The following is a 23,678-nucleotide window of genomic DNA, read 5'->3' as shown; positions in this document are numbered from 1 at the left end:
TTTGTTAGTCTATGTGTTATTAGATACCGTTTAGGATATAATATCCTAGCGTTACATATACAAGACTAATAAAATATATTGACATTCTGAAAAGGAAAAGCGTACACAAACGGTTGCGTGTTTGTAAAAAAGTTAGAGAGACTCCGTTGGGCGAAGCCTCTCTAAAACCTAAACCGTATCATAAAACCAATTAATGGTGTGTATATATAATACAACGAAGACCTTAGATTGTTTTTTTAATTTTATTTTTTTTCTACAATAGCCACTGTAAGCCGGGAAACGCAAACCAAGGCGTCCGAGTCGTCTTTGATTTTGATATCCCACACGTGGCTTTTTTTTCCGATATGCAGCGGTGAGCAGTGTGCGTAAACAATTCCTGCTGAAATAGATTTCAGGTGGTTGGCATTGATTTCCATGCCAACGCCAGCGTAAGCATTGGAGTCCACAATTAAATTGGAAGCGACGCTACCGACGGATTCGGCAAGAACAACGGAGGCTCCACCGTGAAGAATACCAAAGGGTTGCCGAACCCTGTCTGAAATGGGCATGGCAGCGATTAGCGAGTCTTCCGTTATGTTGGTCGCCTTGATTTCCAGAAATCCCGTCATATATTTCCTGAAAATGTGATTGATCTCTTCGAGCGTATACGTTTTAAACCAGATTTTCGACATGCCCGACATTTTCATTATTGAGGTAACGTTCTTTCAGGATGATCCGATGGTGGGTAAGGTGTCCGGCGATCACATACAAAAAAGCTTTTACCGTTACCAACCTGCCTGAGGCCATGCCTTTGCGCATCAACTCTGTTTCGTTAAACGTATCGAACAGGATTAGATTTCCTTTGCGCAAATGCGCAAATTCTTCGATGATACTCTCGAAAGAACGTTCGTTGTGCCGGGCATTCTGTACAAACTCATCTTGTTCAAAAGGAGCCAATTCAGTCATATCGTTTCGTGCAAAACGTAATGCTCTATAAGTCATGACACGCTCGGTATCCAAGATATGGCATAAAACCTCCTTGATGGTCCACTTGTCCTCAGCATATGCAAAGTCGCCCATACTGTCCGGGATGCTACGGATAAATTCGGGGAAGGTGAGCAACTGCTCGTTAAGCTCTTCCATGACAGGACCAACTACATTCTCTATATAGTCACTGTAGATCGCTGGGTATTCATCAGACTTGAGTGGGTTCATATCGTAAATTGCTTTTAAGTATTATTCTAAATGTTGTACCTTTTCCGATCTCCGATTCTTTCACAAATATTTGCCCTTGATGATAGTCTACCATACGCTTTGTCAAACTTAATCCTAAGCCCCATCCTCTTTTTCGTGTGGTAAAACCAGGTTGAAAGATCGTATCAAAATTTGATTTTGGAATTCCGTTTCCTGTGTCACTAATGTCTATAAAAATTTCCTCTTTTGCAATGTTATCCACAATGTTGATGGTTATTTTTCCTTCAGATTCGATCGCATTTACCGCGTTTTTCAATAAGTTTTCGATAATCCAGTCGAACAGTTGCACGTTGAGTTTTGCTTCAACACTTTTATCGCCCATAATCTCAAAAGTGATTTTTTCGCTTGTCCGAATGCGAAAATACTGTACAAAATCTTGTATCACTTGATAGACAACATGATTGGTCAATGTGGGAGTGGAGCCAATTTTGGAAAACCGGTCAGCAACGATTTCGAGGCGCTTTACGTCCCGTTCCATCTCATGCAGGATGCTATCGTTTTCGGCATCAAATTTGGTACGTACCAGCTCAAGCCAACCCATCAGTGACGAAATTGGGGTGCCCAGTTGATGGGCTGCTTCTTTCGCCATCCCGACCCAAACTAAGTTTTGTTCTGATTTTTTTATCGAGTTGAATACTGTATAGGCGATGATCAGAAAGAGGGCAATTAGCGACAATTGCAGATAAGGAAAGATACGTAGCTGTCGTAGGGCGTTCGAGTCCCTATAATAAACCGACCATTTCTCGCCGGTATCAAGGTGTAGAGCGATCGGTGCATGATTACGCTTCATGGTTGCCAACTGCTTTTCGAAGTAGACTGGATCGTACGTGAGCTGCTTATTGACGGTGTCGGTTTCTAGATGTTCTTTGATATTTGTTTTGTTCGGATCCAAATCACGCCAGAAAATAATGTTGTTCTTTTCGTCGGTAATAATCGCAGGGATGGATAAACTGTCACGGACGGCGTAGACAAAACTAATAAATTGGTCATCGACGTCGGGCATTGTAACAATACTCCGGGTACTCATTGCCCAAACTTCCGCTTTTGTTCGCTCTGATTTAGAAAGGCTCTTGACTAAATAATCGGTATAAAATAGCGAGGCTGCGGCAATGAGTGCCGCGAAAAGGAAGAGAAATACTTTCCAACGTTGTTGGGTATTATATTGATAGAGTTTGTCCTTGTTCGCCATGCTGCCGCAAAATAGGTAATTTTTGGCAATCCTGAAGAGTGGAATATCATGTGCAGGATGACCCGTTTACGGGATAAATGTTTAATTTTGTGGCTATGAGTTCGAAAGGAAAAGTTAGAGTTCGTTTTGCACCAAGTCCAACCGGTGGTTTGCACCTTGGAGGTGTACGTACGGCATTATTCAATTATTTATTCGCTCGCCAACATGGGGGTGATTTTATTTTAAGGGTTGAAGATACAGATCAAACCCGCTTTGTGCCCGGCGCTGAGGAATATATAACAGACTGTTTGGGTTGGTGTGGGATAATCCCCGATGAAAGTCCGGCGAAACCGGGTGCATTTGGGCCTTATCGACAAAGCGAACGTAAACCTTCCTATCGACAATATGCGGAGCAATTGGTACATGCGGGATACGCGTATTATGCATTCGATACAGCGGAGGAATTGGACGCGCAACGCAAGGATCAACCAAATTTCAGATATTCACACGAAAATCGGATGACGTTGCGTAATTCGCTTAGCCTGCCCGTTGAAGAGACAACGCGTCTGTTAGCAGAGGGACAACCGCATACCATTCGTATAAAAATACCCATGGATGAAACCGTTTCGTTCGAGGATATGATTCGTGGGCGCGTCGCATTTGAAACAAACCTAGTTGACGATAAAGTGCTATTAAAAGCAGATGGTATGCCCACGTATCATCTTGCAGTCGTAGTAGACGATCGCGCTATGGAGATTTCTCATATCTTTCGCGGGGAAGAATGGCTTCCTTCGGCACCAGTGCACATCTTATTGTGGGAGTACTTGGGCTGGAAGAATGAGATGCCGCAATGGGCTCATCTGCCATTGATTTTAAAGCCCGATGGAAATGGAAAATTAAGTAAGCGGGATGGCGATCGATTGGGTTTTCCGGTGTATGCCATGAACTGGATTGATCCTAAATCGGGCGACTTGACAAAGGGGTTTCGTGAAATGGGCTTCCTACCGCAAGCTTTCGTCAACATGTTGGCTGTTTTGGGCTGGAATGATGGGACGGAACAAGAGCTGTTTTCTATGGAGGAGCTGGTGTCCAAATTCTCCGTGGACCGAATCAGCAAAGCAGGAGCAAAATTTGATTTCGAAAAAGCAAAATGGTTTAATCACGAATGGATAAAAAGGTCTGAAAATACGGCCCTATTGCCGCAGGTGCGCGACATATTGGATGGACATCAGGTGATTACTGCGGACGACAGATATCTCCAAGCCGTATTGACGTTGGTTAAGGAACGTCTGACATTTGTAGAAGATTTTTGGTCTCAAGCGGCGTTCTTTTTTCAAGCACCAACCGAATACGATGCAGATGCTGTAAGACCCAAATGGAACTCAGAGAAAACACGTTTTTTTGAGGAAATTTCGGATGCCTTCTCGGATGTAACGAATTGGAATGCGCAGGAAATTGAACCTTTCTTTAAAGATAAAATCAGTGCCTCAGGCATGAAGGTAGGCGAACTGATGATGCCCTTGCGCATTATGTTGGTCGGCGGTAAGTTTGGGCCAGACGTATTTCAGATTGCGGAATTGTTGGGCAAATCCGAAACGATCGCGCGGATACGGAAAGCATTGCCTCATTTCGCATAACCGTATCCTCAACGTACAGATAAAACTTTCATGCTTCCTTTGTGATTACAAACAGGCATGAAAGTTTTTATTATCCATTGCCCCCATAAACTGTCCATAAAAAAGGAAGCTTGTTGCAGACGATTTGCCTTTTTTTGTTTATTTTAGAATCCTAAACCTTATGATGATCATGAAAAAATCAACCTTTTATGTGTTGGCACTGCTGTTTAGTCTTTTAGTAAGTTCCTGTGGGGCTTCTAAGCAGACGGTGTCCCGTCCGGAAGAAGCATTAAATTGGAAATTAGGTGCTCAGTCCTATACCTTTCGGCTGTTTACATTAGCGGAAGCGCTAGATAAAATAGACAGTTGTGGCTTGCGCTATGTGGAAGCCTTTCCAGGTCAGACGGTGGGAGCGGGGAATTCCGAAAAATTTAATTATACCTTGTCTTCGGAAGGCAAAGCCTTAGTTAAGAAATTGGTTAAAGAAAAAGGTATGACGTTGTATGCCTTTGGCGTGACCGGCGGTAAAGATGCGGCAGAATGGGAACAGATTTTTGCATTCGCAAAGGAAATGGGCATCCAAGTGATTACTTGCGAACCAAGAGAGGAGCATCTGGACATCGTGTCTGCGCTTTGTGAAAAATATAACGTAAGAGCCGCCATACATAATCATCCGAATCCCTCTCATTACTGGGATCCTGAGGTCGTTCTTGACGCGCTGAAAGGAAGGAGTGCCAAAATGGGGGCAGCCGTTGATGTGGGGCATTGGATGCGTTCTGGTTTAGATCCGGTTGCTTGCCTGAAAAAACTAGAGGGTCATATTATCCATTCGCACTTTAAAGATCTGAACGGATTTGGCGACAAGAAAGCCCATGATGTGCATTGGGGTACCGGTAAATTGCCTATCCGTGAGGTTGTTGCGGAGTTGAAAAGACAAAAGTTTAGCGGCATGTTGTCTGCCGAATATGAATACAATTGGGAGAACAATAAAGACGATGTAAGAACGAGTGTGGCAAACTTTAGGGAATTGTTGAAGGAGTGAGCGCACATTGTCCCAGCATGTTTCGAGAAGGGGATTTGGATGAATTTTCTACTCCGCATAGAAACCGACGATCCAAATCCTCTTTTTGCCGTTCGCCTGTGATTCCATGCGCACGTGCGTCGCGCGTAAAGGACTTAAAAACTGTCGTTCGAGAATGTTTGATTGTTTTCCAGCATATACGCCATCGTTCGGATTACGCGATCGTGTTTCTTCACGAAGGGATTTTCTTCGTTCCATACGTAGCCCGCCAGTACGGCACAGATCTTTCGCTTCACATCGGGATTTTCTGGACGGTGGAAGAATAAAGTCTGTAAATTGCCCGTATACCACTCTTCGACGTAAGTGGTAAATACGTCAATCCCGCGCTGCATATAATCCGTAAATTCTACTTGCCAGTCCACCTGCTCTCCCATTAGTTGACGATAGGCTAATTTTGCAGCCAAAATGCCGGATTCGGTAGCAAAGCAAACTCCAGACGAAAATACGGGATCTAGAAATTCCGAACTATTACCGGTTAGGGCAAAGCCCTCGCCAAACATCTTGGTTACAGCTGCTGAGTAGTTTTTTAAGTGTATAGGTTCAAATTCAAACGTGGTGTTGGCGAAACGTTTGACGTAGAAGTCGGATAGTTGAATGGCTTTTTTTAGCGCATCCGCAGTTCCGCCGTCTCCTTGAAGTTGTTCGATAAATTCGGTGTCTGCGACAATTCCGAGGCTTGTTAGCCCATTGGAAAACGGGATGACCCATAGCCAGACCTCCGTATCCAGTACATCAAATGAAATTTGGGTTGCCTCGCTTCCAGAAGGCCTGTTAATATCCTTCACATGCGAAAAGATGGCTGAATGTGGGTTCAGCCGTGAGGGTTTTTCCAAATGCAGTAAACGAGGTAATACGCGGCCGTAACCGCTGGCATCAATTACAAAGCGTGCATGTATCTGGGATAGTTGACCATGTTTATCAACGATCGTCGATATTGAATCAGAGCCTTCAAAAGTAATATCGATCAGCGCTGTCTCAAAGGCAATGTCTACGCCTTTACGCTGTAGCTCTTGCGTCATTACATGATCAAAATCTGCCCGGGGAATCTGCCATGTCCAGTCCCATCCCTCACCAAATTTGTTACTGAAGTCGAAGATGCTGATCACCTCTCCCCGAATAAAACGCGCGCCTAGTTTCTTTTCGAAATTTTGCGCGTCAAGGGCAGGAAGAAGGCCTGCTTCTTCAAAATGATCCATAACGCGTGGAATGAGGCTTTCACCAACAACAAGACGTGGAAACTTCGATTTTTCTATCACCTTAATGCGTATATCCTTCTGCTGGAGGTATCCTGCGGCCACACAACCAGAAGGTCCGGCGCCGATAATCAAAATATCTACTTCCTCAATATTCATGTAGCAACGAATTGATATTAAAATATATTACTTTTGCGGTATTAAAAATTATGACACAAAGGTAAGGGTTAAATTTCTGCTTTTTTGTTGTTAATCTAAAATTAGAGAAGAATACCATAATAAATGATTTCAGTACATAAGAAATTAACATTGTCTCAGTTTTATGAGATCATCTTTAATAAGCAAGAGCTCCAAATCGAGCCGGAGGTAATGGCTACGGTGGAAGGAAGTCATTCGTTTTTAAAAGAGTTCGCTGAGAATAAAGTCATTTACGGTGTAAACACCGGATTTGGCCCTATGGCACAATATCGGATCCGCGATGAGGATACGCATCAACTCCAATACAACCTAATTCGCAGCCACGCCGCTGGTACTGGTGATCTTCTATCGGCCATTCAAGTGAAGGCTGCGATGTTAACACGCTTGAGCAATATTTCTAAAGGAAAAAGCGGTATACACAGGAGCGTCGTTGAATTGTTACGCGAGTTAATTAATCGGGATATTACACCTGTTATATTCGCGCATGGTGGGGTCGGCGCAAGCGGAGATCTAGTGCAGCTGGCGCACTTGGCTTTGGTTTTGATTGGTGAGGGAGAGGTTCTTTTTGAGGGCGTGCGCCGTCCGACGAAAGACGTTTTCGAAGAACAACGGCTACAGCCTATTGAGGTAGTTGTGCGGGAAGGACTCTCGCTCATCAACGGGACTTCTGTCATGACCGGCATTGGTTTGGTTAATTATTTTTATGCGCAAAAGCTTCTAGATTGGTCTGTTTGGCTATCATGTACGATGAATGAAGTCGTTAAGGCGCATGATGATCATTACTCCGAAACGCTGAATGCCGTAAAATTGCACCAAGGACAACAGGAAATTGCAGAGCGTATGCGCGCGCATTTGCAGGATAGCGCATTGATTAAAAAACGCGAAGAGGATTTGTACTCCGGCAATAATCAGGAGGAGATCTTTAAAGATAAGGTCCAAGAATATTATTCGTTGCGATGTGTCCCACAAATTTTGGGACCGGTGTTAGAAACGATCGAGCAAGTAGGCCGGGTGTTAGAGGATGAACTGAACTCTGTTAGTGACAATCCGATCATCTCTGTGGAAGATAAAAACGTATACCACGGAGGAAATTTTCATGGCGACTATATTTCGTTGGAAATGGATAAGCTAAAATTAGCCATCACTCGACTGACCATGCTTTCCGAGCGTCAGCTGAATTATTTGATGAATACCAAGATCAACGAGATTCTACCGCCCTTTGTGAATATGGGTAAACTCGGATTTAACTTCGGAATGCAAGGGGCACAATTCACAGCGACCTCCACCACAGCAGAAAGTCAAACCTTGTCCACATCGATGTACATCCACAGTATTCCGAATAATAACGATAACCAAGATATTGTCAGTATGGGAACAAATGCTGCAGTTCTCGCGCACAAAGTCATGACGAATGCTTTTGAAGTATTGGCTATACAAATGATTTCGATTAGTCAGGCCATCGATATTTTAAATTGTCAAAATTTTGTATCTTCAAAGACAAAAGCGGTCTACGACGAAATTCGTCGGATGGTGCCGGCTTTTTCAGATGATAACCCTCTTTATCCTGCGATACAAAAGGTTAAAGAATATTTGATGAGTTAATATGAAGTGTGCATTAGTAACAGGAGGTTCCAGGGGTATCGGTCGCGCTATTTGTCAAAAGCTGGCTGTAGAGCTCGGTTATCATATACTGATCAATTATCAGGGAAACGAGGAGGCGGCTCGGGAAACGCAATCCCTCGTGCAGGAAGCAGGAGGAACAGCGGAGATTCTCCGTTTTGATGTGCGCGAGGGTGGCGATGTGCGTGCTGCACTGGAGCGATGGAGTGATGCCAACGCCGAGGCTATTGTGGAAGTCATTGTGAATAACGCCGGAGTAGCAAAGGACGGGTTATTTATGTGGATGTCTGCCGAAGATTGGTCTACCGTGCTACAGGTGTCATTAAATGGATTTTACAACGTCACCAATTTCTTTATTCAAAAATTATTACGGCAACGTTACGGACGTATTATTAACATCGTGTCGGTCTCTGGAATGAAAGGGACTGCGGGCCAGGTTAATTATTCGGCCGCAAAAGCGGGTGTTGTGGGCGCTACAAAGGCCTTGGCTTTGGAAGTAGCTAAACGTAACATCACTGTAAATGCCGTGGCTCCAGGGTTTATACGCACCGAAATGACCGAACAAATGGATGAAAAGGAATTGGCTAAGCTTATTCCAGCAAACCGTTTCGGCGAAGCCGACGAGGTGGCAGACCTCGTCTGTTTTCTAGCGTCCCAAAAATCGGGATATATCACGGGGGAAGTGATCAATGTAAATGGCGGAATCTATTCGTAGGAGGAAGAGGAATGAGTAAGCGGGTTGTAATCACAGGAATGGGCATCTATTCGTGCATAGGCACAAATCTAGAGGAGGTTCGGAAATCCTTATTCGAGGGGAGATCTGGGATTGTGGTGGATGAAGAGCGCATGCATTTCGGATTTAAATCTCCTCTTACCGGTATGGTACCCACACCCGACTTAAAGAAAATTCTGAGCCGTCGCCAGCGCATCAGCATGGGGGAAGAATCCGAATATGCGTATCTGGCTACCGTGGAGGCATTGGCACAAGCGCATTTAAGTGAAGAACAAATCTTGCGCCGAGAAGTCGGAATTCTCTATGGCAATGATAGTGTCTCAAAAGCGGTCATCGATGCGACCGATATAGCAAGGGAGAAAAAGGATACACAATTAATCGGTTCCGGGGCGATTTTTAAGTCCATGAATTCTACCGTAACGATGAATTTGGCGACGATATTTGGTTTATCCGGCGTAAACATGACAATTAGCGCTGCGTGTGCAAGTGGTTCACATGCGATAGGTCTAGGTTTTATGTTTATTCAGCAAGGGTTACAAGACTTGATCATCTGCGGCGGAGCGCAAGAGATCAATCCGTATGCTATGGCAAGCTTTGATGGGCTAGGTGTGTTTGCGACGGACATAGAACATCCGATATTGGCCTCTCGTCCATTCGATAAACGCAGAACAGGGTTAGTACCTAGTGGAGGAGCGGCAACCGTTATTCTAGAGAGTTACGAGTCTGCCGTAAAGCGAGGGGCACCGATTTTAGCGGAAGTGCTTGGCTATGGATTTTCGTCAAATGGAGGACATATTTCAACTCCGAATATCGATGGCCCTGCAAAGGCGATGCGACGCGCACTAGATCAGGCAAATATTCGTCCTCAAGACGTGTCGTACATTAATGCACATGCCACTTCAACACCTATCGGTGATGCCAACGAAGCGAAGGCCATCTTAGACGTATTTGGAAACAGGCCTTATGTCAGCTCGACGAAGTCGATGACAGGCCATGAGTGTTGGATGGCTGGTGCTTCTGAAATCGTATATTCCACCCTGATGATGCAGCACGGGTTTATTGCTCCCAATATTAACCTAGAAGAGCCAGATGATGATATTAAGGAATTAAATTTTGCTTCACACACAATAACACAAGAATTTGATATATATTTGTCTAATTCTTTCGGATTTGGTGGAACCAATTCCGCATTGGTGGTCAAGAAATTTAATGATGAATAAAGTGAGCATATATCAAAAGATAAACGAAATATTGGTAGAGGAGTTTGAAGTAGATGAGGAGGTTATCAGTCCAGAGGCATCTTTGAAAGAATCACTTGACCTAGATAGTTTGGACTACGTCGACTTGGTCGTCATCATCGAGTCGAATTTTGGTGTAAAACTCGTGGAAGCAGATTTCGCAGGGATGGTTACGTTTCAGGATTTTTACGACGTGGTCGAACGTAAGATTGCCGCAAAGAATTAAATCGTATGAATGATGAGCCAATGGGACGGAAAATCTAAAGGGACACTCCTTGGCTATAAGATATTTGTCTTTTTGATTAAAAAAATGGGGATTCGTTCGGCTTACGGACTGCTCATTTTTGTAGCCGGGTATTATTTCCTATTTTATCCTTCCAACTTTCGCAGTATTTATTATTACTTAAGACATCGACAAGGTAACTCGGTATGGCGTTCATTTGTGAAAGTTTACCAAACATACTTCCGATTTGGGCAAACGATTATAGATAAGGTTGCAATATCGGCGGGTTTGCGTAACCGATTTACGTATGAATTTGATGGCATTGAACATCTGCAAGAGGCGCTGGCCGCAGAAAAAGGGGGGATTTTAATCTCTGCGCACGTCGGGAATTTTGAGATTGCGGAAAAATTTTTTGCGGATATTGATCTCAACTTCCAGATCAATCTTGTTACCGTCGATCAAGAACGTACCATTATTAAGGAATACATCGAACAGATCTCCGAAAAATCGAGCGTAAAATTTATCTATATTAAAGAAGATATGTCGCATGTATTTGAGATCAACGATGCACTTTCCAATAATGAATTGATTTGTTTTACGGGTGACCGATATTTCGAGGGATCGAAAACGCTGGAAGCTCCCCTATTGGATGAGCTCGCTGTTTTTCCTGCCGGCCCATTTCATATCGCTTCCCGGCTCGCTGTGCCTGTGATCTTCGTGTATGTTATGAAGGAGCCAGGATTACATTATCACCTGTACGCAAGAAGGGCAGAAGATGTTAAACGGAGGCATCCGCAGTCATACCTCTTGGCATATACGAGAAGTGTCGAAAAGATTTTAAAGAAATATCCCGAACAATGGTTTAATTTTTTTGATTTTTGGAAACGCAAGGAGAATACATAAATCGTATGAAAAAGGTCCTTTTTATTTATTTCTCCCAATCTGGTCAACTCGAGGAGATCGCGAACTCGGTGGCTCGCCCCTTTTTAGAAGACAGTGAGATGGAGATCGACTTCTATGAGATTAAGATGGTGCATAGTTTTCCCTTTCCGTGGACATCACATGCCTTTTTTAATACGTTTCCAGAAACCTTTCAGCAAATTCCGGAAGAAATCCTCCCACCTCCACCGCGTGTCTTGGAAACGGATTACAACTTAATCATTTTTCATTACCAAGTATGGTACCTGACCCCTTCCATCCCGATCAATTCATTTCTCAAAAGTAAATATGCGAAAGACATGTTGGCCGGAAAGCCAATTGTGACGATCAGTGGGAGTCGTAATATGTGGGCCTTGGCTCAGGACAAGATGAAAATTTTGTTACAAACTAACGGGGCTACATTGGTCGGTAATATCGCGTTGACGGACCGTCATCATAACCTGATTTCGGTGGTTACTATTGTGGACTGGATGTTTTCGGGTATAAAAAGGCGAGCATATGGCTTTTTCCCGAAACCGGGAGTCTCTGAACGGGAGATTCAGGGTGCGGACAAATACGGAAAAATTATCATTCCTTATTTAAAAAAGGGTATTTTTGACGGTTTGCAACGAGAATTAGTAGAAGCTGGGGCTGTAGATTATCGGTTTTTTTTGGTATCTATGGATCAAAAGGGGAATCGTATGTTCCGGATTTGGTCGTCCTTAATTTTGCGAAATCCATCTAAACGCCGTCGTTTAGTAGGCATATTTAAGTATTATGTCGTGTTCGCTATATACGGGATATCTCCGATAGTCTACCTGATTGAATTGTTCCTTTATCCACTGTTGTATTTTTTGAAATACCGGAAGGAAAAAGAACATTACGAAGGAATTTAACAATGAACGAAGTTTATATTAATAAAATCGCTAAGTTTTTGCCGAATGCGCCCATTGGCAACGATGAAATGGAAGCGTATTTAGGTAAAATCAACGATCGTGAATCGAAAGCACGACGGATTGTCTTACGGAATAACGGGATTCGTACGCGTTATTACGCATTAAGCAAGGATGGGGAACCCACACATACCAATGCACAATTGACGGCAGAGGCCGTTTATGGTCTTTTCGATGAACGGGTGCAGGCGTCAGATGTGGAGCTCTTGTCCTGTGGTACTTCTTCGCCCGACTACTTGATGCCCTCTCATGCAGTCATGGTACATGGAGAGCTCGGCAATCGGAATATGGAAGTTAATTCTGCTGCAGGGAATTGTTGCGCTGGAATGAACGCACTGAAGTTTGGTTACCTGTCGGTTAAGTCTGGCAACACCAAAAATGCGGTTTGTACGGGCTCAGAACGGATGTCTTCGTGGATGCTGGCCGATCACTTTGGTAAGGAAGTGGAAAGCCTTAAGGAGTTGGAAGAACAACCTATCATTGCATTTAATAAGGATTTTTTACGGTGGATGTTATCGGATGGTGCGGCAGCAGTTCTTCTAGAAAACGAGCCTCAAGGAGAGTTACCACTACGAGTCGAATGGATGGAGGGATACTCATACGCACATGAATTGCCTGTTTGTATGTATGCTGGAGGCGACAAGTTAGCGAGTGGAGTTCTGAAATCTTTTTCTGATTATCACTCGGAAGAATGGTTGATCCAGTCCATCTTCGCGGTGAAGCAAGATACCAAGCTGTTGGATAAGTATATCTTGCCAAAAGGGGTGGAAAGTATGCAGCAAGCCATGAACAAACACGGGATCACGCCAAATGATATTGATTATCTTTTGCCACATGTTTCTTCCCATTATTTTGTCGATGGCCTGTACGAAGGATTTGCGAATGCTGGAATTGAAATTGATCGGTCGAAGTGGTTTATGAATCTTAAAGATGTGGGGAACGTGGGAGCCGGATCTGTTTATTTGATGCTGGAAGAACTTGTCCGTTCGGGCAAGTTAAAGAAAGGCCAACATATCATGCTTTGCGTACCAGAGAGTGCTCGCTTCACGTATGCCTACGCTTATTTAACCGTATGTTAATGCAACTTCCTCTAACAGGCGATACATTGCTCCAGCTTATACCACAACGAGCGCCGCTCATTATGGTAAGCAGCTTGGAGCAATATGAAGAATATGCGCTGATATCTTCTTTTTTCGTTCAGGAAGGACATATATTGGTGACGGAGGAATTGACAGAAAGTGGTTTGCTGGAGCATATGGCACAATCGGTGGCTCTACATACTGGATATGCTTATTTTCTACGGAAAGAGAAGGCTCCTACAGGTTACATCGGTTCTATGCAGTTGGTAGAAATTTTTCGGCTCCCAAGGGTAGGGGATACCGTTTTTACGGATGTTCGTATTATTCAGGAGTTTATGGGCGTTACATTAGTGGAAATTATTACTAAATTAGAGGGAGAGATTATTGCTACGGCTCAAATGAAAACAGTAATTGCAAGGTAGAATATATGGGAGAAGATCTATACAAATCGGCGATACCTATCGAGCATTTTTTGCCCCATCGGGCTCCCATGCTTATGGTGGATTCCATTCTAGAAATCTCTCCGACCCATGTGTTATGTAATTTTCTCGTCCAAGACGAGAATATTTTTGTAGAAGACGGTTTTTTTCAAGAGGCAGGCCTCATGGAGAACATGGCGCAAACATGTTCTTCTATCGTAGGGCAAACGTTTTACGATGAAGATTACAATCCCAAATCGGACAAACGGATCATCGGATTTATTTCAGGCGTTAAAAAGTTAGCTGTTTTTCAATTACCACGGACAGGGGATGTGATTCATACAGAATCCACATTGACGTCTCAATTTGACGGAGATGGGTATTCCATTTGCACCATGGATGTCCGTGCTAAAAGCGAGGATCGGTTGCTTTCCTGCGCTGAAATTAACCTATTTCTGAAGAAAATGACCTAAAAAATAATAAAAGGAGAACGCTGTCAGCACTTTTTTGTTGATACTATGAAAATGCTAGGGTATGAAAAAATCAGAAGTTCCTCAAGATAATGGGCGCGTATTCGAAAAAGGATCGCGTGAGTTGTACTACGCTGTCGACGAAAATGGGGAATACACAACAGCGCTCAGTACCGGATGGGATGCAAAAAATGTCGTGCAGGATCACACTATGCAAGAGATCCAAGAACGGATCGATGCGGCTCGAGAAGATGTGCGTGCGGGACGTGTCAGTCCAATCGTTTATTTTATGGAATTGCGGCGGATGGATTGGCAGATTCTTGCTGACTACACGGGGATATGGAAGTGGCGGGTGAAGCGACACGGGAAGCCAGCTGTATTTGCCAAACTCAACGAACGGACGTTGAGAAAATACGCCGACGCATTTGAAATTAGTGTGGATGAATTAAGGAATTACAACGGGATTTAATGCAACTAGATTTTGAACACCACATAACGGCTCACTGTGAAAATGGAGTCGCGTCTAATTTATTAAAAAACAAAGGCCTGCCAATCAGTGAACCCATGGTATTTGGTATCGGATCGGGATTGTTTTATGTCTATCTGCCTTTTTTAAAGGTAAACCATGCTCCGGGGTTGAGCTATCGTCCCGCTCCAGGATGGATTTTTAATAGACTAGCAAAGCGTTTAGGGCTGAAGATTAAAAGACAGAAATTTTCTGACAAAAAGAAAGCACAAGATGTGTTGGACGAAAACCTGCGAAATAATATTCCTTCGGGTCTACAGGTGGGAGTTTATCACTTGCCTTATTTCCCTGAAGATTATCGGTTTCATTTTAACGCCCATAATTTGGTGGTGTATGGAAAGGAAGGAAACCAATATCTGATTAGCGATCCGACGATGGAAGACGTGCACCGCCTGACCGAAGCAGAACTGGAAAAAGTTCGTTTTTCAAAAGGGGTGCTAGCCCCGCGGGGTCATATTTATTACCCTATTCATATCCCGGAGTCAATTGATTGGGAAAAAGCAATCACGAAGGCGATAAGAAAGACGTGCAATGATATGTTGGCACCCGTTCCAATCGTTGGTGTACGTGGAATGCGCATGGTCGCCCGGGCGATTCGAAATTGGCCAAAAAAGGTGGGCGTAAAAAAAGCAAACTACTACCTGGCGCAAATGGTACGCATGCAAGAAGAAATCGGTACGGGAGGGGGAGGCTTTCGCTACATCTATTCTGCTTTTCTACAAGAAGCGGGTAAAATGATAAACAATCCAACGCTTATGGCGCTTTCTTTGGAAATGACGGATATCGGCGATCAATGGAGGGATTTCGCTGTGGAGGCGTCGCGGGTGTATAAAAAAAGGAGCAATCAGGAGGATGTATATACCAAGTTGTCCAACGACTTACTGCACTTAGCAGATCGCGAGGAGGCATTTTTTAAAAAATTGAAAAAGGCGGTGTGAGTAACATAGCAATTCATATAGAGCATCTCTCGAAACGGTATCGTCAGGCAGACCAATTGGCTGTATCGAATGTGAGTATAACTATACAAGCAGGCGAAATTTTTGGTTTACTTGGACCAAACGGAGCTGGGAAAACGACATTGATTTCTATGCTTTGTGGACTGATCAAGCCTACTGAAGGTCGTTTTACGATTCAGGGATTTACGTATAGCTCCTCAGCTCGTAAACTGAAATCTGCTATCGGAGTTGTTCCCCAGGATTTCGCCATTTATCCATCACTGACGGCGGAGGAGAATTTGTTGTATTTCGGAAGTATGTACGGGTTGAGCGGTAAACTGTTGACATCGGAGGTGCACTATGCGCTGAATAGTCTAGGGTTATATGAACACCGCGCAAAACGGGTGGAGACATTCTCGGGAGGAATGAAACGACGGATCAATTTATTAGCTGCGGTTTTACACAAACCGTCCGTTCTTTTCCTCGACGAGCCCACTGTCGGGGTCGATGTTCATTCCAAACAGGCAATTATAGATTACCTGCATATGTTAAATGCGGCGGGAACGACAATTGTTTATACCTCGCACCATCTGCTAGAAGCACAGGAGTTCTGTACCCGGGTAGGTATTATTGAATCGGGACAACTGTGGAAAATTGGAACGCCGAGTAAGCTAATCGCTGAGGTGAATGATGCCCGGAATTTGGAAGATGTATTCATATACTTGACAGGAAAGGGATTCCGAGATGTCTAAGCTGTTGATGTCTATACGAAAAGAACTGCTGTTACTTTGCCGAGACTTTGGCGGAATAGTTATTCTTTTCGTCATGCCTATGATTCTATTAATGGCAGTTACGCTGGTACAAAAAGGTTCGTTCGATTCGATTTTGGGCAGCCAGATTGAGGTGCTTTTGGTCGACAATGATCAAGATAGTGTTTCACAGCGTATTAAAGAAAGTTTTAAATCAAGTAGCGATCTGAAACTTATTACAAACCTTAATGGCAAACCGCTAACCGAGGAACATGCTCGGAAAGTCGTACATGAAGGAGCATATCAGTTGGCCATTGTCTTGCCTAAGCGGTTGACTCGAGATTTGCAAATGCACGTGCAGCAGAACGTAGACAATATTCTCTCTGAATTCGATTTTAGTGCCGATTCCATCAGACCACATCTTACGGCAGTGACCCAAAAGGAAATCAAACTTTATTTTGATCCAGCGACTCAGGCATCTTTTAAAACAGCTATAAAAATGTCTATTGATAAACTGGTTTCTAATATAGAGTCTAAAACAATCTATTCGACATTTCAAGATCAATTGGGAGATGCCGAGCGGTCAGATTTTAGTGAGCAGAAGTTTATTTCCTTTAAAGAAGTCGTCGAAAGCGAAAAGGGGATGTCGGTCATTCCGAACGCTGTGCAGCACAATGTTCCGGCGTGGGCATTATTTGCTATCTTTTTTATCGTCGTGCCGCTTTCCATTAATATAGTGAAAGAGAAGGCGCAGGGAACGATGGTGCGGATTACGACAAGTCCGACTTCGTACGGTTTGTTCCTACTTGGAAAAACGGTGACTTACTCGTTGGTTAGTTTAGTACAGTTTTATTTGATGTTATTGGTCGGTGTATATATATTCCCCTATGTAGACCTGCATCAGTTTCATGTACAGGGACACTTTTTGGCGTTGAGTACCGTGGCTTTTTTTAGTGGACTAGCAGCAATAGGTCTCGGTATTCTTATCGGAACAATAGCGACTACGCAAGAACAATCCGCTCCTTTTGGTGCTACCCTCACGGTTGTGCTCGCCGCCTTTGGAGGTGTTTGGGTACCGGTATTTATTATGCCTCCCGTCATGCAGAAGCTTTCGGCTATTTCACCCATGAATTGGGGACTGCGTGCGTTCTATGATGTCCTGCTGCGTGATGGCGGACTTGTACATATCCTACCTGAGATAATTTTGCTAATTTTGTTTTTTGCAGGAACGCTCACGATTGCCATATTATATGATAAAAAGAAGAGAACGGTTTAATGAAGAGTCTACGTTGAACGAATCCATCAGCTTTCCGGTGAGATTCAGTGAAGTTGATTCGCTAGGTATAGTATGGCATGGGCATTATATCCTTTATTTTGAACAAGGCAGAGAGGCATTTGGACGAAAATATGGCATCGACTATCTGACGATCAAGGGGGCTGGATTTACAACGCCCATCGTGAAATCTTCTTGTGAGCATAAACTTCCGTTGCGCTACGGCGAAGTGGTCCGTGTAGAAACTTTTTATGTGGATACGCTTGCTGCTAAATTGATCTTTCGTTTTAAGATTTACAATCAAGATAAACAATTGGTTTGCCTCGGGGAGACCACGCAGGTGTTTCTAGACGCAGAAGGTAACTTAATGCTTAATATCCCCGAATTCATGCAAGCTTGGAAAAGAAAGGTAGGATTAGGATAATGCAATGGGACTCCGTATATATACACGATAAAAACTGTGTGACACCGCTGGGTCTCGATATCCAATCTAACTGGCAGCAATTAATGCGGGGAACGATTGGGATTACGCAGGTGGATGTTGGGAACTTTAAAGGCATTTGGGCTGGAAAAATTCAAGAAGATACCATACGGGCCGAGATGCCGGAATTAGCGTATACGCATTTAGAGCGAATGCTTATCATGGCTGCAAAACCTATTGTGCAGAAACACCGACCTGGCTTGCGTACTGCTTTTATTCTGTCCACAACAAAAGGCAATGTGTCATTCCTTCGCGCGGGAAGCGTACAGGAGGCGGAGCTCACCGTGTTGGCTCAAAAAATAGCTTCGCATTTGGGTTTTCTTACGGAGCCTATCGTCGTGTCGCATGCCTGTGTATCGGGTGTGCTGGCATTGGGAACGGCAAAGCGACTTATTCAAATGGGATGTTTTGATGATGCTGTTGTTTTGGCGGGTGATGCCCTCAGTGAGTTTGTGGTATCCGGATTTCAAGCTTTTCAGGCGATGAGCCAAGCGCCGTGCAGGCCCTTCGATCTCCATAGAACGGGCGTGTCGTTGGGCGAAGCTGCAGCGTGTACATATGTGAGTAAAGTGAAAGGTGTTTTTCAAATTTTGGGAGATTCATTTATTAATGACGCAAACCATATTTCCGGTCCGTCGCGCACAGGAGAAGGGCTATACCGGAGCATCTTAGGGGCGATAAAAGAAGCAGAAATTGACTCCTTGTCTATTGAACATATTTCTGCACATGGAACGGCTACCCCGTATAACGATGAAATGGAGGCGATTGCCTTCAATCGCTTACACCTTCAGCATGTGCCGCTGAATAGCTTAAAAGGGTACTACGGGCATACCTTGGGCGCTTCTGGCCTATTGGAGCTTGTCGTAGCGATGCATGGGATGGAGGAGAACGTGTTGATTCCTACCGCAGGCTTCCAAGAAATAGGAGTGTCTCAGCCGGTTCATGTCATCCAAAAGAGAATAAAAAAAGAAGTGAAACGGATGTTAAAAACTGCGTCGGGATTTGGAGGAAGTAATGCGGCAATAATTGTAGAGAAAAAGTGATGGAACGTGAGTACATAGTGAAATCTTGCCTAATTTCAACAAATCGGATCGTGGTCGACGGTGCCGTGCACTGGGAAAGTTCACCGTATACAGCATTTAATGACTTTGCGAAAGACGCCTTCCGTCATTTGCAGGTGGATTATCCTAAGTTTTACAAGATGGATAGCCTCAGTAAGTTGGCGTTTTTAGCGGCGGAATATCTATTGGAAGAAGCAGATAAAGAAGAGTTGGCACTCGTATTAGCCAATCGATCAGGAAGCTTAGATACGGATATCAAACATCAGGAAAGTATTCAGGATGAAGAGTATTATTTCCCTAGCCCCGCTACTTTCGTATACACATTGGCGAATATTTGCGCCGGCGAACTGAGTATTCGTCATAAACTCCTTTCGGAAAATATATTTTTGGTAGCCGAGCAATATCCCGTACCCACGGTAAAGGCGTATGCTTCCTATTTAATGAGATCCCGAAAAGCGAAGCAAGTTCTATGTGGTTGGATAGAACTTTTTAAAGAAAATTATAACACCGTTTTGTATCTTGTTGGTCCGAAAGGGTCTGTAGAACATACCGAAGAAAATATTAAAGAATTATTTAAATAAGATGGCAGAGTTAAAAGAAGAATTAAAAGGGAAAATCATTGAAGTGTTGAATTTGGAAGATATTAGTCCTGAAGATATTCGCGATGACGACGCCCTGTTTGGGGATGGTTTGGGGTTAGACTCTATTGACGCGTTGGAATTGATTGTGTTAATGGATAAAGAATATGGCATTAAACTGTCAGATCCCAAACAAGGAAAGGCCATTTTCCAATCTATTGATTCGATGGCTACCTATATCGCCGAAAACCGTACGAAATAATGGGGAGCAACGGCGTTGCGATAACAGGAATGGGTATCATGTCGTCTATCGGTAAGTCGGTCGATGAAAATTTGTCTGCCCTGTTGAATAGACAACATGGGATATCGCGTGTCGATAATTTTAAAACAAAACAGCGAGATAGCGTTTGGGTAGGAGAAATTAAGTGTACGAATCAAGACTTCCGGGACGTATTGAGTGTTCCCCCTGTCAATAATTTCACGCGGACGTCGTTGCTGGGAATATTGGCCGCTAAACAAGCTGTTGAATCCGCTGCAGTTGATGTGCAGGATTCTTACCGGACAGGGGTTCTATCGTCTACGAGTGTAGGAGGTATGGATTATACGGAACGGTACTTTTATCGCTATCAAAAGGAGCCGGATTTATATCCATATATCACGGCGCACGATGCCGGGGATTCTTCCCATAAAATTGCGGACTACTTGGGTATCAAGGGATGTGTTTCTACCATTAGTACGGCTTGCTCTTCAGCAGCCAATGCGATCATGATGGGAGCTCGTATGATACGGGCGGGACGCTTGGATCGTGTGATCGTCGGGGGTACGGATGCATTGAGCAAATTCACAATTAATGGTTTCAAAACATTGATGATTCTGTCCGATGGATTTTGTAAACCGTTCGATGACCACCGTAAAGGCCTAAACTTAGGCGAAGCTGCTGCTTATTTGGTTTTAGAATCCGAAGAACTGGTGCGGAGAGAAAATAAAAAAGTGTTAGCTTATCTCAGCGGATTTGGCAATGCAAATGATGCGTTTCATCAAACAGCTTCATCTGAAGATGGAGAGGGTGCTTTTTTAGCTATGACCAAAGCACTGCATCAAGCAGGGCTTCAGCCGGAATCTATCGATTATGTCAATGCGCATGGTACAGCTACTCCGAATAATGACCTCTCTGAGGGGCGGGCTCTGCTACGTGTTTTCGGAGATAAAATGCCGGTATTTAGCTCGACCAAAGCCTTTACAGGGCATACGTTGGCCGCAGCAGCAGCTGTTGAAAGTGTATATAGTATTCTCAGTTTGCAAAATCAACTTGTGTTTCCGAATCTAAACTTTGAAACCCCCATGCACGAGCTTACTATTCAGCCTGCTACTGAAATTATACGTAAACCACTGCAGCATGTGCTGTCGAACTCTTTCGGTTTTGGGGGCAATTGTTCAACGCTTATATTTAGCAAGGCGTGAAAAATAAAGTGTATATAAATGGCATGGGAGCCGTGACGGCTCAAGGCAACTGGAGAGATAGCTTTTGGGCCGAGTCTCAGGAAATACGTTACCCTATAACGAAAGCCGTACAGCCCTCGTATAAAGATTTAATCCCGCCGTCTATGGTAAGGCGTATGTCGAGAGGTATCAAGATGGGGATTTATGCGGCACAACAAGCTTTGGATGATGCTGGAATCGCGTTACCAGACGCTATTATTACGGGAACGGGCCTAGGATGTTCGGAAGATTCAGAAAAGTTTCTTCGAAATATCTTAGATAATGAGGAGCAATTTCTAACCCCAACATCGTTTATTCAATCCACGCATAATACTGTGGCTGCGCAAATTGCATTGCGTCTACAATGTAAGGGGTATAATTTCACTTATGTAAATCGATCTGTTTCATTCGAATCGGCGTTATTGGATGGGTTAGTGCAATTGCAGCATGGAGAGGCCGATCAACTGCTCGTCGGTGGTGTAGACGAGGTATCAGACCATACCTATATGCTTTTACAGCGCATAGGACATATTAAACCAGATGGCATTACAGAAACAGTTCGAGAGAGTCAGTCTATTGGCGTAAATTACGCGGAAGGCGCATCCTTTTTTGCACTAAGTGGAACAAAGACGGAGAGGAGCTACGCAGAATTAGCCGATGTACTTCTTCGCAATGTTGTAGAACAAGAAGAACTTGGCGCTTTTGTCCAGTCTTTTCTCGAACATAATGGTTTGCAAATTTCCGACGTGGACACGTTGGTTTTAGGTATAAACGGTGACCAAGAATATGATTCTTATTATCGCTCGGTAATGGAATTCTGTCCAGACGCCAATGTTTTGTATTATAAACATTTAGTCGGTCAGTTCGATAGTTGTTCCGCCTTTGCGCTCATCGTAGCCGCATATGTGGCTACGATGCAGACGGTAGACCCAATATTGCATTGGGAAGCACCAAGCGCCAAACGGCCTATAAGAAACATCCTATTGTATAATCATTATAAAGGGAGAGATCATTCCTTACTTTTAGTCCGAACATGTTAAAGTACGCTTTCTTGTTTCCGGCTTTGGGGCTATTGGCGTTTTTAACGCTTTTACTCGGGATTTGGCAAGGAAACTTTAGCTGGTTTGTGATGACCTGCACGCTCACCATCGCGATCACTGTATGGGGCGTTTTCGATATTCGCTTAGGCTATTTTGTGTCCACATTTTTTCGAAAAAAAAATCCGTCATCGAAAATGCTGGCGTTGACCTTCGACGATGGGCCGACACCCTACACGATAGAAATTTTGAACCTTTTACGTGCCTATCAGGTGAAAGCTACTTTTTTCTGTATTGGTAAGCAGATGCTCGATTATCCAGAAATTGTAGATCAATTAATAGTGGAAGGGCATACATTAGGCAACCACACGTTCACGCATAGCCAAGTGTTTGGCTTCCTTAATGAGCGGCAAGTCGTCGAGGAGCTAAAAAAAACAGACAAGATCATTCGAGATAAGCTCGGGAAATCGCCTAAATTTTTTCGCCCGCCTTTTGGAGTGACTAATCCATCGATCGCGAAGGCAGTCAAACGAAGTAGACACCATGTGATCGGATGGAGTAATCGTTCGTTGGATACAGTGACGTGGAATGCCGACAAAATCTTTAATAGAGTGACTAATAGGCTAAAATCGGGGGACATTATTCTATTCCATGACACCTCGCAACGGACTGTCAACGTGCTGAAACGTCTACTTCCTTATCTACAGGATAATGGTTATACCTGTGTTTCTGTGGATGTTTTGTTAAATTTGTATGCATATGACTCGTAACCTTTTATATTTTTTGTTTTGTATACTTCCTTTTTTGGGAATAGCACAGGATCGGCAGATGACTCCGGCGGAGATTTCTGCATTCCAGAAGTCGTTGCAAGGGCTAGCCGAGCTTAAAACATTGGAAGCCGATTTCAATCAGTATAAATATATGAGCTTTATGAAGAAACCAATTGAGGCATCGGGCAAACTCTATATCCGACAGCCAGATCGGTTAAGTTGGTTCTATATAGCTCCTTTCCAGTATAAGATGGTCTTTAAGGATAATAAAATTTTTATCAATGATCAGGGAAAGAAAAGTTCCTTGAATTTGGGTAACAATAAACAATTCGAAAAGATCAGTAGACTAATTGCCTCCGGCATTCGTGGCGGCCGATACGACGAGAAGGAATTTACGGTTTCTTATTTTAAGCAAGATGGATTGAACCTTGTTAAACTGCTCCCGAAGGCAAATGATGCTAAAAAATACATTAAAGAGATACGCTTACTCTTTAGCAAATCCGACAATCAGGTGCAGGAGGTTATGCTGATGGAGCCATCAAATGATTACACACGATTTGTTTTAAAGAATAAAAAAATAAACACGACCCTACATGATTCGGTTTTTAATTTATAGTTTATGCTGTTCCGCCCTCCTATTAAGTTGT

At 43.6% G+C, this 23,678-nt stretch carries 27 protein-coding genes; 23 read left to right on the top strand and 4 right to left on the bottom strand.

Annotated features, from left to right (window positions below):
• Positions 1 to 242: 242 nt before the first annotated feature.
• From ACFSR5_RS20750 to ACFSR5_RS20740, 3 genes are read right to left on the bottom strand one after another with little or no spacing between them, the layout of a single operon-like run.
• Entirely contained in the window at positions 243 to 671 is a 429-nt protein-coding gene (locus ACFSR5_RS20750; RefSeq protein ID WP_380906495.1) for a hotdog fold thioesterase, read from the bottom strand.
• Positions 652 to 1,194 carry a DinB family protein gene (locus ACFSR5_RS20745; RefSeq protein ID WP_380906494.1) on the bottom strand — a complete coding sequence of 181 codons (543 nt, stop codon included), beginning with the start codon at positions 1,192 to 1,194 and terminating at the stop codon, positions 652 to 654. The genes ACFSR5_RS20750 and ACFSR5_RS20745 overlap by 20 nt, the downstream gene beginning before the upstream one ends.
• Positions 1,175 to 2,422, bottom strand: coding sequence for a sensor histidine kinase (locus tag ACFSR5_RS20740; RefSeq protein ID WP_380906493.1), 1,248 nt, complete (start codon positions 2,420 to 2,422; stop codon positions 1,175 to 1,177). Before ACFSR5_RS20740 ends, ACFSR5_RS20745 begins: the two co-directional genes overlap by 20 nt.
• 95 nt (positions 2,423 to 2,517) lie before the next feature.
• On the opposite strand from ACFSR5_RS20740, the gene gltX reads away from it, so the two are divergent.
• Both gltX and ACFSR5_RS20730 read left to right on the top strand, forming a co-directional pair.
• Complete coding sequence (gltX, locus tag ACFSR5_RS20735) at positions 2,518 to 4,038, top strand: glutamate--tRNA ligase (RefSeq protein ID WP_380906492.1); 1,521 nt, start codon at positions 2,518 to 2,520, stop codon at positions 4,036 to 4,038.
• 169 nt (positions 4,039 to 4,207) lie between these two features.
• Positions 4,208 to 5,059, top strand: coding sequence for a sugar phosphate isomerase/epimerase family protein (locus tag ACFSR5_RS20730; RefSeq protein ID WP_380906491.1), 852 nt, complete (start codon positions 4,208 to 4,210; stop codon positions 5,057 to 5,059).
• 134 nt (positions 5,060 to 5,193) lie between these two features.
• Here ACFSR5_RS20730 and ACFSR5_RS20725 read toward each other — a convergent pair whose 3' ends face one another.
• Positions 5,194 to 6,450, bottom strand: coding sequence for an NAD(P)/FAD-dependent oxidoreductase (locus ACFSR5_RS20725; protein WP_380906490.1), 1,257 nt, complete (start codon positions 6,448 to 6,450; stop codon positions 5,194 to 5,196).
• 123 nt (positions 6,451 to 6,573) lie between these two features.
• Here ACFSR5_RS20725 and ACFSR5_RS20720 point away from each other — a divergent pair, with 123 nt between their 5' ends.
• The 21 genes from ACFSR5_RS20720 (at position 6,574) to ACFSR5_RS20620 (ending at position 23,647) form a co-directional block, all read left to right on the top strand.
• Complete coding sequence (locus ACFSR5_RS20720) at positions 6,574 to 8,091, top strand: HAL/PAL/TAL family ammonia-lyase (RefSeq protein ID WP_380906489.1); 1,518 nt, start codon at positions 6,574 to 6,576, stop codon at positions 8,089 to 8,091.
• A 1-nt stretch (position 8,092) separates the two neighbouring features.
• The gene (gene fabG / locus ACFSR5_RS20715) at positions 8,093 to 8,824 is read left to right on the top strand and encodes a 3-oxoacyl-ACP reductase FabG (protein ID WP_380906488.1); all 732 of its coding nucleotides are present in this window, start codon (positions 8,093 to 8,095) and stop codon (positions 8,822 to 8,824) included.
• An 11-nt stretch (positions 8,825 to 8,835) separates the two neighbouring features.
• Positions 8,836 to 10,062 (top strand): beta-ketoacyl-[acyl-carrier-protein] synthase family protein, encoded by a 1,227-nt coding sequence (locus tag ACFSR5_RS20710; protein WP_380906487.1) that lies wholly within the window; start codon positions 8,836 to 8,838, stop codon positions 10,060 to 10,062.
• On the top strand, positions 10,052 to 10,306 hold the full coding sequence (locus ACFSR5_RS20705) for an acyl carrier protein (protein WP_380906486.1): 255 nt from the start codon (positions 10,052 to 10,054) through the stop codon (positions 10,304 to 10,306). Before ACFSR5_RS20710 ends, ACFSR5_RS20705 begins: the two co-directional genes overlap by 11 nt.
• Positions 10,307 to 10,315: 9 nt before the next feature.
• The gene (locus ACFSR5_RS20700) at positions 10,316 to 11,206 is read left to right on the top strand and encodes an LpxL/LpxP family acyltransferase (protein ID WP_380906485.1); all 891 of its coding nucleotides are present in this window, start codon (positions 10,316 to 10,318) and stop codon (positions 11,204 to 11,206) included.
• 5 nt (positions 11,207 to 11,211) lie between these two features.
• On the top strand, positions 11,212 to 12,117 hold the full coding sequence (locus ACFSR5_RS20695) for a hypothetical protein (protein WP_380906484.1): 906 nt from the start codon (positions 11,212 to 11,214) through the stop codon (positions 12,115 to 12,117).
• Between the two features lie 2 nt (positions 12,118 to 12,119).
• Entirely contained in the window at positions 12,120 to 13,253 is a 1,134-nt protein-coding gene (locus ACFSR5_RS20690) for a beta-ketoacyl-ACP synthase III (protein ID WP_380906483.1), read from the top strand.
• Positions 13,253 to 13,675: a hypothetical protein gene (locus ACFSR5_RS20685; protein ID WP_380906482.1), complete on the top strand. Its 423-nt coding sequence runs from the start codon at positions 13,253 to 13,255 to the stop codon at positions 13,673 to 13,675. The genes ACFSR5_RS20690 and ACFSR5_RS20685 overlap by 1 nt, the downstream gene beginning before the upstream one ends.
• A 5-nt stretch (positions 13,676 to 13,680) precedes the next feature.
• Positions 13,681 to 14,145, top strand: a complete 465-nt coding sequence (locus ACFSR5_RS20680) for a hypothetical protein (protein ID WP_380906481.1) — start codon at positions 13,681 to 13,683, stop codon at positions 14,143 to 14,145.
• A gap of 61 nt (positions 14,146 to 14,206) precedes the next feature.
• A complete protein-coding gene (locus tag ACFSR5_RS20675) occupies positions 14,207 to 14,611 on the top strand; it encodes a hypothetical protein (RefSeq protein WP_380906480.1) in 405 nt (134 codons plus the stop codon).
• Positions 14,611 to 15,606, top strand: a complete 996-nt coding sequence (locus tag ACFSR5_RS20670; protein ID WP_380906479.1) for a BtrH N-terminal domain-containing protein — start codon at positions 14,611 to 14,613, stop codon at positions 15,604 to 15,606. The genes ACFSR5_RS20675 and ACFSR5_RS20670 overlap by 1 nt, the downstream gene beginning before the upstream one ends.
• Positions 15,603 to 16,355: an ABC transporter ATP-binding protein gene (locus ACFSR5_RS20665; protein ID WP_380906478.1), complete on the top strand. Its 753-nt coding sequence runs from the start codon at positions 15,603 to 15,605 to the stop codon at positions 16,353 to 16,355. Before ACFSR5_RS20670 ends, ACFSR5_RS20665 begins: the two co-directional genes overlap by 4 nt.
• Entirely contained in the window at positions 16,348 to 17,628 is a 1,281-nt protein-coding gene (locus ACFSR5_RS20660) for an ABC transporter permease (protein ID WP_380906477.1), read from the top strand. The genes ACFSR5_RS20665 and ACFSR5_RS20660 overlap by 8 nt, the downstream gene beginning before the upstream one ends.
• Positions 17,603 to 18,049 (top strand): acyl-CoA thioesterase, encoded by a 447-nt coding sequence (locus tag ACFSR5_RS20655; protein ID WP_380906476.1) that lies wholly within the window; start codon positions 17,603 to 17,605, stop codon positions 18,047 to 18,049. Before ACFSR5_RS20660 ends, ACFSR5_RS20655 begins: the two co-directional genes overlap by 26 nt.
• Positions 18,049 to 19,149 carry a beta-ketoacyl synthase N-terminal-like domain-containing protein gene (locus ACFSR5_RS20650; protein WP_380906475.1) on the top strand — a complete coding sequence of 367 codons (1,101 nt, stop codon included), beginning with the start codon at positions 18,049 to 18,051 and terminating at the stop codon, positions 19,147 to 19,149. The genes ACFSR5_RS20655 and ACFSR5_RS20650 overlap by 1 nt, the downstream gene beginning before the upstream one ends.
• The gene (locus tag ACFSR5_RS20645; protein WP_380906474.1) at positions 19,149 to 19,748 is read left to right on the top strand and encodes a hypothetical protein; all 600 of its coding nucleotides are present in this window, start codon (positions 19,149 to 19,151) and stop codon (positions 19,746 to 19,748) included. The genes ACFSR5_RS20650 and ACFSR5_RS20645 overlap by 1 nt, the downstream gene beginning before the upstream one ends.
• Before the next feature lies 1 nt (position 19,749).
• Positions 19,750 to 20,007: a phosphopantetheine-binding protein gene (locus tag ACFSR5_RS20640; RefSeq protein ID WP_380906473.1), complete on the top strand. Its 258-nt coding sequence runs from the start codon at positions 19,750 to 19,752 to the stop codon at positions 20,005 to 20,007.
• On the top strand, positions 20,007 to 21,206 hold the full coding sequence (locus ACFSR5_RS20635; RefSeq protein WP_380906472.1) for a beta-ketoacyl-[acyl-carrier-protein] synthase family protein: 1,200 nt from the start codon (positions 20,007 to 20,009) through the stop codon (positions 21,204 to 21,206). Before ACFSR5_RS20640 ends, ACFSR5_RS20635 begins: the two co-directional genes overlap by 1 nt.
• A complete protein-coding gene (locus ACFSR5_RS20630; RefSeq protein ID WP_380906471.1) occupies positions 21,203 to 22,264 on the top strand; it encodes a beta-ketoacyl synthase N-terminal-like domain-containing protein in 1,062 nt (353 codons plus the stop codon). Before ACFSR5_RS20635 ends, ACFSR5_RS20630 begins: the two co-directional genes overlap by 4 nt.
• A complete protein-coding gene (locus ACFSR5_RS20625; RefSeq protein ID WP_380906470.1) occupies positions 22,258 to 23,031 on the top strand; it encodes a polysaccharide deacetylase family protein in 774 nt (257 codons plus the stop codon). Before ACFSR5_RS20630 ends, ACFSR5_RS20625 begins: the two co-directional genes overlap by 7 nt.
• Positions 23,021 to 23,647: an outer membrane lipoprotein carrier protein LolA gene (locus ACFSR5_RS20620; protein WP_380906469.1), complete on the top strand. Its 627-nt coding sequence runs from the start codon at positions 23,021 to 23,023 to the stop codon at positions 23,645 to 23,647. Before ACFSR5_RS20625 ends, ACFSR5_RS20620 begins: the two co-directional genes overlap by 11 nt.
• Positions 23,648 to 23,678: the final 31 nt, after the last annotated feature.

This window comes from Sphingobacterium suaedae, assembly GCF_042684625.1.
In the GTDB taxonomy this organism is placed as follows: Bacteria; Bacteroidota; Bacteroidia; order Sphingobacteriales; family Sphingobacteriaceae; genus Sphingobacterium; species Sphingobacterium suaedae.
Note: the sequence above shows the minus strand (reverse complement) of the source record. Positions and strands in the feature narration are given on the sequence as shown.